Annotated in this window: 13 protein-coding genes, 1 pseudogene and 1 riboswitch; of the genes and pseudogenes, 3 read left to right on the top strand and 11 right to left on the bottom strand. The window is 65.2% G+C overall.

All coding sequences use genetic code 11. From position 1 onward, the window contains the following. Window positions 1–115: 115 nt before the first annotated feature. The 5 genes from FOM02_RS06005 to FOM02_RS05985 all read right to left on the bottom strand — a co-directional run bounded on the left by FOM02_RS06005 (window position 116) and on the right by FOM02_RS05985 (window position 3,696). The gene (locus FOM02_RS06005) at window positions 116–724 is read right to left on the bottom strand and encodes a thiamine phosphate synthase (protein ID WP_027560691.1); all 609 of its coding nucleotides are present in this window, start codon (window positions 722–724) and stop codon (window positions 116–118) included. After that, a complete protein-coding gene (locus tag FOM02_RS06000) occupies window positions 711–1,493 on the bottom strand; it encodes a thiazole synthase (protein WP_027560690.1) in 783 nt (260 codons plus the stop codon). Before FOM02_RS06000 ends, FOM02_RS06005 begins: the two co-directional genes overlap by 14 nt. Before the next feature lie 169 nt (window positions 1,494–1,662). Next, the gene (gene thiS / locus FOM02_RS05995) at window positions 1,663–1,860 is read right to left on the bottom strand and encodes a sulfur carrier protein ThiS (RefSeq protein WP_027560689.1); all 198 of its coding nucleotides are present in this window, start codon (window positions 1,858–1,860) and stop codon (window positions 1,663–1,665) included. Beyond that, window positions 1,851–2,876: an FAD-dependent oxidoreductase gene (locus FOM02_RS05990; protein ID WP_027560688.1), complete on the bottom strand. Its 1,026-nt coding sequence runs from the start codon at window positions 2,874–2,876 to the stop codon at window positions 1,851–1,853. Before FOM02_RS05990 ends, thiS begins: the two co-directional genes overlap by 10 nt. After that, window positions 2,864–3,008, bottom strand: a riboswitch (TPP riboswitch). (Overlaps the previous gene by 13 nt.) Before the next feature lie 142 nt (window positions 3,009–3,150). After that, on the bottom strand, window positions 3,151–3,696 hold the full coding sequence (locus FOM02_RS05985; RefSeq protein ID WP_027560687.1) for a lytic transglycosylase domain-containing protein: 546 nt from the start codon (window positions 3,694–3,696) through the stop codon (window positions 3,151–3,153). Window positions 3,697–3,936: 240 nt separating this feature from the next. Here FOM02_RS05985 and FOM02_RS05980 point away from each other — a divergent pair, with 240 nt between their 5' ends. Then, window positions 3,937–4,146, top strand: a complete 210-nt coding sequence (locus FOM02_RS05980; RefSeq protein ID WP_084334516.1) for a hypothetical protein — start codon at window positions 3,937–3,939, stop codon at window positions 4,144–4,146. 89 nt (window positions 4,147–4,235) lie between these two features. Here FOM02_RS05980 and FOM02_RS05975 read toward each other — a convergent pair. Beyond that, a pseudogene (locus FOM02_RS05975) lies at window positions 4,236–5,229 on the bottom strand (ATP-binding protein); the annotation flags it as partial. Window positions 5,230–5,243: 14 nt separating this feature from the next. Further along, window positions 5,244–5,999: a response regulator gene (locus FOM02_RS05970; RefSeq protein WP_027560686.1), complete on the bottom strand. Its 756-nt coding sequence runs from the start codon at window positions 5,997–5,999 to the stop codon at window positions 5,244–5,246. A gap of 180 nt (window positions 6,000–6,179) precedes the next feature. Here FOM02_RS05970 and FOM02_RS05965 point away from each other — a divergent pair, with 180 nt between their 5' ends. Then, on the top strand, window positions 6,180–6,746 hold the full coding sequence (locus tag FOM02_RS05965) for a hypothetical protein (RefSeq protein WP_027560685.1): 567 nt from the start codon (window positions 6,180–6,182) through the stop codon (window positions 6,744–6,746). A 225-nt stretch (window positions 6,747–6,971) separates the two neighbouring features. Next, window positions 6,972–7,505, top strand: a complete 534-nt coding sequence (locus FOM02_RS05960; protein ID WP_027560684.1) for a PRC-barrel domain-containing protein — start codon at window positions 6,972–6,974, stop codon at window positions 7,503–7,505. A 227-nt stretch (window positions 7,506–7,732) separates the two neighbouring features. On the opposite strand, the gene FOM02_RS05955 is transcribed toward FOM02_RS05960, so the two are convergent. From FOM02_RS05955 to FOM02_RS05940, 4 genes are all read right to left on the bottom strand, one after another. Next, window positions 7,733–8,944: an ABC transporter substrate-binding protein gene (locus tag FOM02_RS05955; RefSeq protein ID WP_027560683.1), complete on the bottom strand. Its 1,212-nt coding sequence runs from the start codon at window positions 8,942–8,944 to the stop codon at window positions 7,733–7,735. Window positions 8,945–9,108: 164 nt separating this feature from the next. Then, entirely contained in the window at window positions 9,109–9,936 is an 828-nt protein-coding gene (locus tag FOM02_RS05950) for an ABC transporter permease (protein WP_027560682.1), read from the bottom strand. Beyond that, entirely contained in the window at window positions 9,933–11,195 is a 1,263-nt protein-coding gene (locus FOM02_RS05945) for an ABC transporter permease (protein ID WP_027560681.1), read from the bottom strand. Before FOM02_RS05945 ends, FOM02_RS05950 begins: the two co-directional genes overlap by 4 nt. A 22-nt stretch (window positions 11,196–11,217) precedes the next feature. Continuing rightward, complete coding sequence (locus FOM02_RS05940; RefSeq protein WP_027560680.1) at window positions 11,218–12,276, bottom strand: ABC transporter substrate-binding protein; 1,059 nt, start codon at window positions 12,274–12,276, stop codon at window positions 11,218–11,220. Window positions 12,277–12,301: the final 25 nt, after the last annotated feature.

Below are 12,301 nucleotides of genomic sequence, written 5' to 3'. Positions count from 1 at the left end.
AAGGCGGGGATCCAGTACTCCGAGGCGGTGCGGCTAGAGCCGAGAGGCCGCGGCGTACTGGATCGCCCGGTCAAGCCGGGCGATGACAGTTGAGGGTGTGGAGAGAGCGTGCGCATCACGCCGCCTCCTTCGACTGGCCGAGCCATTGCCGCACACGCGCGTCCGGGTCGGCGTTCTGGGTGACGTCGGACACCACGGCGATGGAATCCGCGCCGGCGGCAAAGATCTCCGCGGCGTGCTCGAACTTGATGCCGCCGATCGCGACCAGCGGGATGTTGCCGATGCGCTTCTTCCATTCCGTGATCTTTGGAATGCCCTGCGGCTCGAAGCGCATCGATTTGAGCGTGGTGAAGAAGATCGGACCGAGCGCGACGTAATCGGGCTCGGCCTTGAGCGCGGTCGCAAGCTCAGCGTCGTCGTGCGTGGAGATTCCGAGCGACAGGCCCGCTTCGCGGATCGCCTTGAGGTCGGCGTCGGCAAGATCCTCCTGGCCGAGATGCAGGTATTTTGCGCCGGCGACGATCGCCGCGCGCCAGTAGTCGTTCACGACCAGCTTGGTTTGCGTGCCGTTCGTGATCGCCAGCGCGTCGGTGACGATCTGGAGCGCCTCGGCATCGTTCAGCTCTTTCGCGCGCAGCTGGATGGTGCCGACGCCGAGTTTTGTCAGCCGCTCGACCCATTTGAGGCTGTCGACGACGGGATAGAAGCGATCAGGATACGGCATGCCAGAACGGGGTCCCAACGACAGGGGTGGAGGGGGAGGCGAAGTCGCGGGCGTTCATCAGCCCGGCTTCAAAAGCGGTGCGGCCGGCATCACAGCCGAGGCGGAAGGCGTTCGCCATCGCGACGGGATCGGCAGCTTTTGCGATTGCGGTGTTGAGCAGCACGGCGTCGTAGCCGAGCTCGAGCGCTGCGGCCGCATGCGAGGGCGCCCCTAAGCCGGCGTCGACGACCAGCGTGATGTCGGGCAGCCGCTCGCGCAGCAGTTTTAATGCATCGCGGTTGGTGATGCCCTTGGCGCTGCCGATCGGGGCGGCCCACGGCATCACCACCTTGCAGCCGGCATCGACCAGGCGGTTGGCGACCGAGAGATCCTCGGTGCAATAGGGGAACACCTCAAAGCCGTCCTTGATCAGGATGGTCGCGGCTTCAACGAGGCCGACGACGTCGGGCTGCAGCGTGTCGTTGTCGGCGATGACCTCCAGCTTGATCCAGCTGGTGCCGAACAGCTCGCGGGCGAGCTTGGCGGTGGTCACCGCCTCGCGCACGCTGCGGCAGCCGGCGGTGTTCGGCAGCACGGTTACGTCGAGCTCGCGGATCAGCTTCCAGAACGCGTCCCCGGTCTTGCCGCCGGCGGATTCGCGGCGCAGCGACACCGTGACGATGTTCGAGCCGGAGGCGCGGATCGCCGCCTGCATGATCGCGGGCGAGGGATAGAGCGCGCTGCCGATGAGGAGGCGCGAGGCGAAGGATTTGCCGTAGAAGGTCACCATGTGCGAGGTGTCTCCTCAAGTTCAACTGTCGTCCCCGCGAAGGCGGGGACCCATACCGCGTGATTTCTCTTGGGGCACGCGGGGAGAGACCGAGCGCCATAACCGCTCCCTGGGGTTATGGGTCCCCGCCTTCGCGGGGACGACAAGTGGATGGAGCGTGCCATCATCCTCACCCTCCCTGCCGCGGCGTGATGATTTCGATCTCGTCGCCGGCCTTCAGGCTGGTCTCGGCCCAGCGGCTCTTCGGCACGACGTCGTAGTTCAGCGCGATCGCGAAATGCGTGCCCTCGTAGTCGAGCTCGCAGAGCAGCGCATCGACGCTGGCCGCGTTCACCTCGCGCTGCTCGCCGTTCACGATCACGCGCATTGCATCACCTCATTGTCGATCTGGCCGCGCTCGACGTAAGCGAGCGTCAGCTCGGCGAGCGCCGGCGCGATCAGGAAGCCGTGGCGGTAAAGCCCGTTGACGCTGATCGCTTCGCCGCGAATGCCGATGCGGGGGAGATTGTCGGGAAAGGCGGGGCGAAGCCCCGAGCCGAATTCGACGATGCGCGCTTCGCCGAACGCGGGATGCACGGCATAGGCGGCGCCCAAAAGCTCAAGTGCGGAGCGCACGCTGACGCCGGTGTCCTCGGCCTCGATCGAGGTCGCGCCCAGCATGAACAGATTGTCCTCGCGCGGGATCACGTAGAGCGGCCAGCGCGGATGGATCAGCCGCACGGGGCGCGAGAGCTGCACCTCGTCGGTCTCGATCAGGATCATCTCGCCCTTGACGCCGCGCAAGCCGGGTTGTTCCTCGCGCGCGGCAAGGCCGCGGCAGTCGATCACGATGCCTTTAGGATCAAGATTTGCGAGGTCTTTGGCGGAAACGTCGCTGTCGAACTTGATGGTGCCGCCGGCAGCCTTGATGCGCGCGTGCAGCTTTGGCAGCACGCGGCGCGGCTCGACATGGCCCTCGGCCGGGAAGAACAGCGCATCGCGGAAGCGGCCTTCCAGCGACGGCTCGAGCTCGGCGAGAGCGGCGGCGTCGAGCCGGCGATGGCCCTCGGTCATTCGGGCAAAGCGCTCGAAATCGTTGCGCTCGCGCGGATGGGCGACGACGAGGGAGCCGTTGAAGGGGGTATCAGGCAGCTCGCGCCGCCAGATGTCGAGGGAGCGCTGGCCGAGCCTGGAGATGATGGGTTCGGCGACCTCGGCCTCGCACCAGGGCGCCAGCATGCCGCCGGCCCAGTGGCTGGTGGATTCGGTCATCGCCGCGTCACCGCGCTCGTGTAGAGTCACGGCGTGGCCGGCCTGCGCGAACAGCAGCGCCTGCCAGGCTCCGGCAATGCCTGCGCCGATAATGGATACCGGTGAATCCGGTCGCTTGGTCGTCTGCAACATCCCTGTCCCTTCGCCGGCATGACCCGGATCAGGTTCAAAGGGTCACCGCGGTCCTGGGCCGGCTTGCTGAAGTGCAGGCTTGCCCATTTAGCGGTATCTCAGCTCCTCCTCGGAGCACCCCTCGGAACGGCTCTAATGTATGCCAGTGGGAGCTGGTGTCAACGCGTTAGCCACAGACCAGTCATTCCGGGGCAGCTCGAAGAGCCGAACCTATTGCGCACCGGGGAATCTCGAGATTCCGGGTTCGGTCCTGCGGACCGCCCCGGAATGACGATCAATCGCGTGGAACCTGCGCCCGCGCGTTGCGGACGCCTTGCGCCAGCTTCCTGTGCGGCGCGGTGCCGAACATCGGCTGCGGATTGCCGTTGGGCTCGAGCCAAACCTGGGGGCTCGTCTCGTTGCTGGCTTGCTGCACCATCTCCTGCCGCTGCCGCTTTGCAGCGTAGTAATAGCCGCCCGCGAAATAACGCACAGCTCGCGCGTGGTCGCCATTGGCGGCGTGATAGGCGCCGGCGAGGTATTTCACCGCGTAGGTGAGATTGGTGTTGGGATCGCGCAGGCCGGCAGCATCGCCGGTGTAGCCGAGCCCGCGAGCAGTCGCGAGCTTGATCTGCATCAGGCCGATGGTGCCGCCGCGGCCGACGAGGCCGGGCTGGTAGCGGCTCTCGCGCATGATGACACGGTGCACCAGCGCCTCCGGCACGCCATTGGCGCGCGCATGCATCGCGACCATCTCGGCATAGTCGGCTTCGCCCGCCAATGCGGCCTGCGGTACGATCAGTCCGGCCGCGAGCAGCGCGGCAATGCGTAAAATCTTCATCGAATATTCCTTGGGTCTAGCAAGTGACCTGCACCCGCTGCGGATAGTCGCGCGGAACGCGGCGATGATGTGACCAAACGCCGCCGCCGCCGATTTTGCGGCGCCGAGCCGCCGTGATGACGCAAAGCTGGTCTAGGTGACGCCTGGGGCGAACGACCCCCGGCCAGCGACAGCACGCCTGTCTATTCGCATCGGCCGGCGAAAGCGAGTATGAAGACGCCTGCGAAGTGGGAGGGTGCCATGACAAAATCAAACAAGGCACATATCGGCGACGTTCCTAGACAGAACCCCTGTGCCCAGTGCGGCACGCCAATTTCCCAGCCGGACTGGATCGAGCCCGGCGAGGGGCGCGTCTCCTATCTCTGGAATTGCCGCGCCTGCGGCTATCGCTTCGAGGCGGTGGCGATCTTCGACGAGACAGCCGTCGAGCATCCGCCGCTCGCGGCCTGAGGCGCATCGCTGCGGATCGCTTTGTCTTCACCACTCCCCGCTGGGGAGAGGTGAAGGAATTGCCCTAGTCCGCTGGACGCTGTGCCTGCCTGCCAGATCGGCAATTGCATCCGCACGATCAGGCCGTGCGGCTCGCGGTCGTGCAGCGAGAGCTCGCCGCCATGGGCGATCGCGATCGCGCGCGCGATCGACAGGCCGAGGCCGAAGCCGGTGGAATCGTCCATGGTGCGGGCGTCGTCGCCGCGCACGAACGGCTCCAGCATCTCCTGCTTGCGCGCGTCCGAAATGCCGGGGCCGTCGTCCTCGACGTCGATGACGAGCGTGGTGGAGGATGCGTCGAGGCGGATCGTGACCTCGGCGCCGAAGCGCACCGCGTTCTCGACGAGGTTGGTGACGCCGCGATGCAAATCGTCGGGCCGCGCGGCGGCGGTCGCGGACGCCGGGCCGTCATAATGCACGACATGGCCCATGTCGCCGAACTGGTCGGCGATGAGCTGGAGCGTGCTGGCGATGTCGACCAGCGTCACTGCCTCGACCTTGCGGTCGTTGCGCAGCAGCGAGAGCACGGACTCCAGCATCGAGCGCATCTGGTCGAGATCGATCAGCATGCGCTTGCGGTTGGTCTCGTCCTCGATGAATTCGGCGCGCAGCCGCAGCCGCGTGATCGGCGTGCACAGATCGTGGCTGATCGCGGCCAGCATCCGCGTGCGATCCGACATCAGCCGTGCGATCCGCTCGTGCATGCGGTTGAGCGCGCGCGCCACCGAGCGGATCTCCTCCGGCCCGCGCTCGGGCAGCGGCTCGGCGGCGCGTCCAGGCTGAAATTCCTCGGCGGCCTTGGCGAAGGACGACAGCGGCGCGCGAGCGCGCGCGCCGCGGCCGTTCGCCGGGCTCGGCCGCACCGAGCAGCAGCGCGGCGTCGGTCAGCTGATGCGCGCCGTCCGGCGGGGCATCCTGCCGGTCCGGCCGGCTCATCAGGAAGGCGGTGGTGACGACGAGATGCAGCGCGACGGTGGAAGCCAGCACCAGCGCGGCGATCTGCCCGCCGATGCCCCTGAGGTGGAAGAACCCGAACGGCTTCATCGTCGGCGTCCCTCTCAATTGCTCAGGGGCGCCGCAACCGCTTCAGTATTTGCTGGTTCAGTCCTTGGCGTGAACAGATAGCCGCCGGAGCGCACCGTCTTGATGATGGTGGGATCGGCCGGGTTAGGCTCGATCTTGCGGCGGATGCGGCTGACCAGCACGTCGATCGAACGCTCGAACGAGCCGGTGTTGCGGCCCTGCGTGAGGTCGAGCAGGCTGTCGCGCGACAGCACGCGGCCGGGCCGTTCGCAGAAGGTGCGGAGCAGATCGAACTCGGCGCTGGTCACCGCGACGCGCGCGCCTTCCGGATTGCGCAGCTCGCGCAGGCGCAGATCGATGCGCCAGCCTTCGAAGGCGAGCGTGCTCGCGCCTTCGATCGAGCTTGCCGCCTGCGCCGCGGCCTGGCGGCGCAGCACCGCGTTGATGCGGGCAAGCAGCTCGCGCGGGTTGAAGGGCTTGGGCAGATAATCGTCCGCGCCCATCTCGAGGCCGACGATGCGATCGACGTCCTCGCCGCGCGCGGTCAGCATGATGATCGGCGTCTGCGTCTCCGAGCGCACCTTGCGGCAGAGGCTGAGGCCGTCCTCGCCGGGCAGCATGACGTCGAGGATGATGAGGTCGACGCGGTGATCGGCCATGGCGCGCGACATCTCGCGGCCATCGCTCACGGCGGTGACGTTGCAGGCGTTGTTGCGCAGGTACTTCGCAATCAACGTCCGGGTTTCGCGGTCGTCCTCGACGACCAGGATGTTGGGATTGGGAATAGCCATGCGCTTTGTTTGTCCAAGATTCGGGCCAAAAGGCGAAGATTTTTGTTTCAGATCATTTCTGAGGCTCCTGCCGCAACACCAGGACACGACCGGGTAGCGCTGCGGCAAGGTCTCGTTAAGTCCGTTAACCATACCGTGGCGCAGTCGCGTACGAAACCCCGCAAAACCCACGGAGCCATCATGAGCTCGATTTCGGCGGCCTCCGCCGGTAATTACCAGTCGCCGCTGCAGCGGCTGCAGCAGGAATTGCAATCGGAAGTGTCCGCCGGCACCATCTCCTCGTCGGACCAGTCCGCGCTCTCGACGGCGCTGACCGACATCGACACGGCGCTCCAGCAGAGCCGGTCGAGCGACCAGTCGAGCGGCACGCGTCCCTCCAAGGACGAGATGCAGTCGAAGATCGACAACCTCATCTCGAGCGAGGTGTCGAACGGCACGCTGACCTCGGACCAGGCCGAAGAGCTCAAGGGCGTGTTTCAGTCCGCCTTCGCCAAGGGACCCGGCGGCGCCGATGGCGCGGGCGGACCGCCGCCCGGTCCGCCGCCGTCGGACGACGGCTCTTCGGATTCGTCGACGACGACGGATTCGACCAGCAGCACGTCGACCGACTCCACGACGGCGGAGATCCTCCAGCAATTCCTCCAGGCGCTCCAGCAGTCGCAATCGTCGACATCGTCCTATGGCGCCAATGGCAGCTCATCCAGCAATTCGGATTTCTCGGCGCTTCTGATCGACTACAAGAGCTGACCTGAGCGACGCAGGTCGGCGCGTTCCTCGCCGCGGTCGTGCTTCACCCAGGGCGCATGATCGTCGGCGGGGAACCGTGCGCCGCAAAATGTTCCTGGGTGACGCAGGAACAATTCTCGTCGTTTTCGCGTGCACATCGCGTGACGAAATTGCCGCGTGTAAGGAACTGCGAGTGTGCAGCGCTGTTTTCTCCGCACAAGTTTTCTTGTTGAAGGAGAGGACAACATGCTGATGAAATCGATCGCCGCCGGCCTCGCTGGCACGGCACTTCTTGCGACGGTTGCGTTCGCGCAATCGCCGACCACCACCACCGACAAGGCGGCCCCTGCGGCAACCGCCACGACCACGACGACGACTGCGTCGGGTGAATGGCGTGCCTCGAAGATGTCGGGCCTGAAGGTCTATAACGACGCCAACGAGAACATCGGCTCGATCAACGATCTCCTGATGGACAAGAGCGGCGCCATCAAGATCGCCGTGATCGGTGTCGGCGGCTTCCTCGGCATGGGCGAGCATCTGGTCGCCGTGCCCTACGAGAAGCTGAAGTTCGTCAACGAGGCCGTTGCTTCGACCACGACCACCCGTCCGGCGACGACCACGACCACTGGCGCTGCGACGGGCACCGAGAAGACCACCACGACCACGGCGCCGGCCACTTCATCCACGTCATCTACGTCGAAGTGGTATCCCGACCACGCCGTGTTCAACGCCAGCAAGGACGAGCTCAAGAACATGCCCGAGTTCAAGTACTCGGAGTAATGCGCCTCGCGTGACGGCCTAAACGAAGCGCGCCCGGTTTTCTCCGGGCGCGCTGTCGTGTCTTTTTCTTTCATTCATCATGACGCAATGTCGACCCTCACCCTGAGCAGCGCGCTCTTGGCGCGCGTCTCGAAGGGCGAGGCCACCGGCGGGGCCTTCATCCTTCGAGACGCTTGCTTCGCAAGCTCCTCAGGATGAGGAATTGACAGCGCGGCCGAGTGCATCGCTCAGTGCGTCACCAGCGGGCAGCCGCCCTTGTCGAGCGGACGGAAGGCTTCGTCGCCGGGCACGGTGGCGATCAGCTTGTAGAGGTCCCACTCGCCCTTGGATTCTTCGGGCTTCTTGACCTCGAACAGATACATGTCGTGGACCATGCGGCCGTCGATGCGGATCTTGCCGTTCTTGGCGAAGAAGTCGTTCACCGGCGTCTTGCGCATCTGCTCCATCACCTTCGGCGCCTCGTCGGTCTTGATGGCGTCGATCGCCTTCAGATAGTGCATGGTCGCCGAATAGAGGCCGGCCTGGATCATGGTCGGCATGTGCCCGACCTTCTCGTTGAAGCGTTTCGAGAAGGCCCGCGTCTCCTCGTTCATGTCCCAGTAGAAGGCATCGGTGACGATCAGGCCCTGCGTCGCCTTGATGCCGAGCGAATGCGTGTCGGTGATCTCCTGGAGCAGCGCGATCATCTTCTGACCGCCCTGGGTCAGGCCGAACTCGGCCGCCTGCTTCAGCGCATTGGTGGTGTCGCCGCCGGCGTTGGCGAGCGCGACCACCTTGGCCTTGGAGGCCTGGGCCTGGAGCAGGAAGGAGGAGAAGTCCGAGGAGTTGAGCGGATGGCGGACGTCGCCGAGCACCTTGCCGCCGCTTTCCTTGACGACATTGGCCGCGTCACGCTCGAGCGCCATGCCGAAGGCATAGTCGGCGGTGACGAAGAACCAGGTGTCCTCGCCGCGCTTCACCATCGCCTTGCCGGCGACGTTCGACAGCGCGTAGGTGTCGTAGGTCCAATGCACGGTGTTGGGCGAGCAGGCGGTGCCGGTGATGTCGGAGGAGCCGCCGCCGGAATTGATGTTGATCTTGTTCTTCTCGCGCGTCAGCGCCGAGATCGGCAGCGCCACCGAAGAGGTCGGCACGTCGAAGATCGCATCGACCTTCTCGTTGTCATACCAGTTGCGGGCGACGTTGACGCCGACATCGGGCTTGTTCTGGTGATCGGCGGCGACGACTTGCACGGGCTTGCCGGCGACCTTGGCGCCGTAATCGGCAACCGCCATCTCGACCGCGGCGAGCGAGCCCTTGCCGGTTGCGTCGGCATAGAGGCTCGACATGTCCGTAAGCACGCCGATCTTGACCACATCGTCGGAAATCTGCGCCTGCGCCGCGCCAGACGTGGCGGCAAGCGCGAGACCGGCCGCCACGGCGGCGATGAGTTTTTGCATGGTGTTTCTCCCTCAGCGTTGTTGTTTGGGTTTTGTTGCGGGACCGTTGTAGCGACAAACGGTCGCGGCAGCTAAGCGGTGCGCGCCGTAGCGGAATGCAAAATCAGAAGGGGCGGCCGGTGTTCCATTCGCCTCTCCCCGCTTGCGGGGAGAGGGAGAAGTTATCAGGCGCTGCCCTTGAGCCGCTCGTTGCGACGGCGCAGGCCTTCCAGGGTGGCGAGGAGGATGATCGAGACTGTCGTCAGGATCACCGCCGCGGCCGTAATGGTCGGGCTGATGTTCTCGCGGATGCCACTGAACATTTCGCGCGGCAGGGTGCGCTGTTCGGGACCTGCCATGAACAGGACGATCACCACTTCATCAAAACTGGTCGCGAAGGCGAACAGCGCGCCCGACGCGAGCCCCGGCAGGATCAATGGCAGGATCACGCGTTGGAACGCCTGAAGCGGCGAGGCGCCGAGCGAGGCGGCGGCACGTGCGAGGTTGGTATCGAAACTCTGCAGCGTCGCGCCGACCGTGATCACCACAAAAGGCGTCGCCAGCGCGGTGTGGGCCAGGATCAAGCCGAGATAGCTGCCGGTCAGTCCGATCGGCGCGAAGAAGAAGTACAGGCCGACCGCGGTGATGACGCCGGGCACGACGACCGGCGACAGCACGAAGGCCAGCACCAGCGGCTTGAACCGGCTCTTCCACTGCGCGAGCCCCAGCGCGGCCAGCGTGCCGAGCAACATCGACAGCAGCGTCGAGGCGATGCCGATGATCATGCTGTTCTTCAGCGAATTCATCCAGCGCGGTGAATTGATGAAGTCGTCGTACCAGCGCAAGGAGAGGCCCGGCAGCGGATAAGTGAGGTACGAGCCCGAGCTGAAGGACAGCGGCATGATCGCCAAGATTGGAGCGATCAGGAAGATGAAGACCAGCGTGGAGATGGCGACGGTCGCGGTCCATGCGATGCGCTGGCTGGGCGTGCGGAGTGAGGGATTGTCGCTCAATTCTTCATGCCTCCCGTGACCTGCTGGCCCTGCACCAGCTTGCCGTAGACGAGCGCGAGCAGAAGCGTGGCCAGCAGCAGCACCGCGCCCAGCGCCGACGCGAGGCCCCAATTGGCCGTCTCGGTCGTGTAGAGCGCGATGAAGTAACTGATCATCTGATCGGCAGCGCCGCCGACGAGGGCCGGCGTGATGTAGTAGCCGAGCGCCAGGATGAAGACGAGCAGGCTGCCCGCGCCGATGCCGGGCAGGGTCTGCGGCAAATAGATTCGCAGGAAGGCGGTGAGGGGCGCCGCGCCGAGAGAGGCGGCGGCCCGCATGTAGGCTGGCGATATCGCCTTCATGCTGCTGTAGAGCGGCAGGATCATGAACGGCAGCAGCACGTGGGTCATCGCCACGCAGACGCCGAAGCGGTTGTAGATCAGGCGGAGCGGCTCGTCGATGATGCCGAGCCAGTGCAGGCTGTCGTTCACGACACCCTTGCTTTGCAGCAGCACGATCCAGGCGCAGGTTCGGACCAGCAGCGAGGTCCAGAACGGCAGCAGCACGAAGATCATCAGCAGGTTCGACCGGCCCGGCGGCAACGTCGCCAAGAGGTAGGCGACCGGAAAGCCGAGGAGCAGGCAGAGCGCGGTGACGCCGAGGCTGATGAGGAAGGTGCGGGCGAAAATCTCGCGATAGATGGCCTGATCCGGCGGGGCGGCGACGATCGCGCCGTCCGCGTTCCGCGTCAGGTCGAGCGCTGCGAGCAAGTAGAAGCCGGTGACGGGGCCGCCGGCGTCCTTGATCGTCGTCCATGTCGTGCGTTCGCGCCAGGCCGGATTGATCTTGACCAGCGTTTCCTTCGCCGTGCCTGTTTCCGGCATCGCCTTCAGATTGCGCGCCGTGCTGGTCAGGATGGTGCGAAAGCCGTTCAGTGCGTAGTTGAGCCGCTTGGCCGCGATCGCAATGGTGCCGGAGGCGCGCGCCGCCAGGATGTCGCTTGCCAGCGCCACATAGGTCTTTTCGTCCGGCAGGTCCTTGCCGTCCCAGTTGGCGAGAGCCGCGATGGTTTGCGGCAGAACCTGGCGCACCTCCCGGTCATCGACCGCGCGCCACAGCATTCCGATGATAGGTCCGGCGAAAGTGAAGAGCAGGAAGACGAGAAGCGGCGCTACCAGCGCCAATGCCTTGACCTGACGTGTCCGCTCCGCACGCCTCAATCGGCGCTTGAGCGACACCTCGGTCGACGCATTGGCGCCGGTCAGGAGCGCGTCCGTCATTGGTTGAGCCCTGCAGGGTGCGCTATTTCGCGGCCCATTTGTTGAAGCGCTCGGTCAGGCGGTCGATGTTCTCGAGCCAGAAGCCCACGTTGATCTCGACCGCGTTCTTGATGTTGTCAGGCGCCGTCGGCAGGTCCTTCAGGACGGCGGGCGCAAGCCGTCCGGCGGCGTCCTTGTTCGAGGTGCCATAGGCGATGTTCTCCGACAGCTTCGACTGGTTCTCCGCCTTGCCGGCAAAATCCAGGAACTTGTAGGCGGCGTCCTTGTTCGGGCTGCCCTTCAGGATGACCCAGCTATCGAGGGTGAAGAGCGCGCCGTCCCACACCATGCCGAAGTTCTTCTTCTCGTTCTTGTTCGCGGTGTCGATGCGGCCATTGTAGACCGAGGTCATCACCACCTCGCCGGAAGCGAGCAGTTGCGGCGGCTGCGCGCCGGCCTTCCACCAGACGATGTCGCTCTTGATGGTGTCGAGCTTCTTGAAGGCGCGCTCGACGCCTTCGTCGGTCGCCAGCACCTTGTAGACGTCCTTCGGTGCGACGCCGTCGGCCATCAGCGCGATCTCAAGCGTGGTCTTGGGGCCCTGACGCAAAGCGCGCTTGCCCGGGATCTTCTTGGTGTCGAAGAAGTCTGCCCAGCCGCTCGGGGCGTCCTTCAGCTTGTCCTTGTCGTAGCCGAGTACGAAATCGTAGAGGATGGCGCCGACGCCGCAAGCGTTGACCGACGGCGGGATATAGGCGGCCTCGCCGCCTATCTTTGAATAGTCCATCTTCTCGAACAGGCCTTCCTCGCAGCCGACCGCGAGCTCGTCGCTCTCGACCTGGACGACGTCCCAGGTGGCTGCGCCACCCTGCACCTTGGCGCGTAACACGCCGACGCCGCCGTCCCAGGACTCGTCGTTCATGGCAATGCCGGCAGCCTTCTTGAAGGGCTCGAAATAGACTTTCTTCTGCGCATCCTGATACGCGCCGCCCCACGACACTACGGTGAGGTCACGCGCCTGCGCGACCGTCGCCAGCGCAGCGCTGGCGCCGAACGCCGCGGCGAACCCCAGAGCAATCTTGCCAATCTTGCGCTTCAGCATGGTCCTTGTTCCTTCTTCATGTGCG

This window comes from Bradyrhizobium sp. SEMIA (assembly GCF_014844175.1).
In the GTDB taxonomy this organism is placed as follows: Bacteria; Pseudomonadota; Alphaproteobacteria; order Rhizobiales; family Xanthobacteraceae; genus Bradyrhizobium; species Bradyrhizobium arachidis.
Note: the sequence above shows the minus strand (reverse complement) of the source record. Positions and strands in the feature narration are given on the sequence as shown.

What these genes read in the sequence shown, in the direction of transcription:
- FOM02_RS05980 (WP_084334516.1), top strand. Translation starts at nt 3,937, where the DNA reads ATGACAAAATCAAACAAGGCACATATCGGCGACGTTCCTAGACAGAAC.
- thiS (WP_027560689.1), bottom strand. Translation starts at nt 1,860, where the DNA reads ATGCGCGTGATCGTGAACGGCGAGCAGCGCGAGGTGAACGCGGCCAGC.
- FOM02_RS05970 (WP_027560686.1), bottom strand. Translation starts at nt 5,999, where the DNA reads ATGGCTATTCCCAATCCCAACATCCTGGTCGTCGAGGACGACCGCGAA.
- FOM02_RS05960 (WP_027560684.1), top strand. Translation starts at nt 6,972, where the DNA reads ATGCTGATGAAATCGATCGCCGCCGGCCTCGCTGGCACGGCACTTCTT.
- FOM02_RS05955 (WP_027560683.1), bottom strand. Translation starts at nt 8,944, where the DNA reads ATGCAAAAACTCATCGCCGCCGTGGCGGCCGGTCTCGCGCTTGCCGCC.
- FOM02_RS05965 (WP_027560685.1), top strand. Translation starts at nt 6,180, where the DNA reads ATGAGCTCGATTTCGGCGGCCTCCGCCGGTAATTACCAGTCGCCGCTG.
- FOM02_RS06005 (WP_027560691.1), bottom strand. Translation starts at nt 724, where the DNA reads ATGCCGTATCCTGATCGCTTCTATCCCGTCGTCGACAGCCTCAAATGG.
- FOM02_RS05990 (WP_027560688.1), bottom strand. Translation starts at nt 2,876, where the DNA reads ATGTTGCAGACGACCAAGCGACCGGATTCACCGGTATCCATTATCGGC.
- FOM02_RS05945 (WP_027560681.1), bottom strand. Translation starts at nt 11,195, where the DNA reads ATGACGGACGCGCTCCTGACCGGCGCCAATGCGTCGACCGAGGTGTCG.
- FOM02_RS06000 (WP_027560690.1), bottom strand. Translation starts at nt 1,493, where the DNA reads ATGGTGACCTTCTACGGCAAATCCTTCGCCTCGCGCCTCCTCATCGGC.
- FOM02_RS05985 (WP_027560687.1), bottom strand. Translation starts at nt 3,696, where the DNA reads ATGAAGATTTTACGCATTGCCGCGCTGCTCGCGGCCGGACTGATCGTA.
- FOM02_RS05940 (WP_027560680.1), bottom strand. Translation starts at nt 12,276, where the DNA reads ATGCTGAAGCGCAAGATTGGCAAGATTGCTCTGGGGTTCGCCGCGGCG.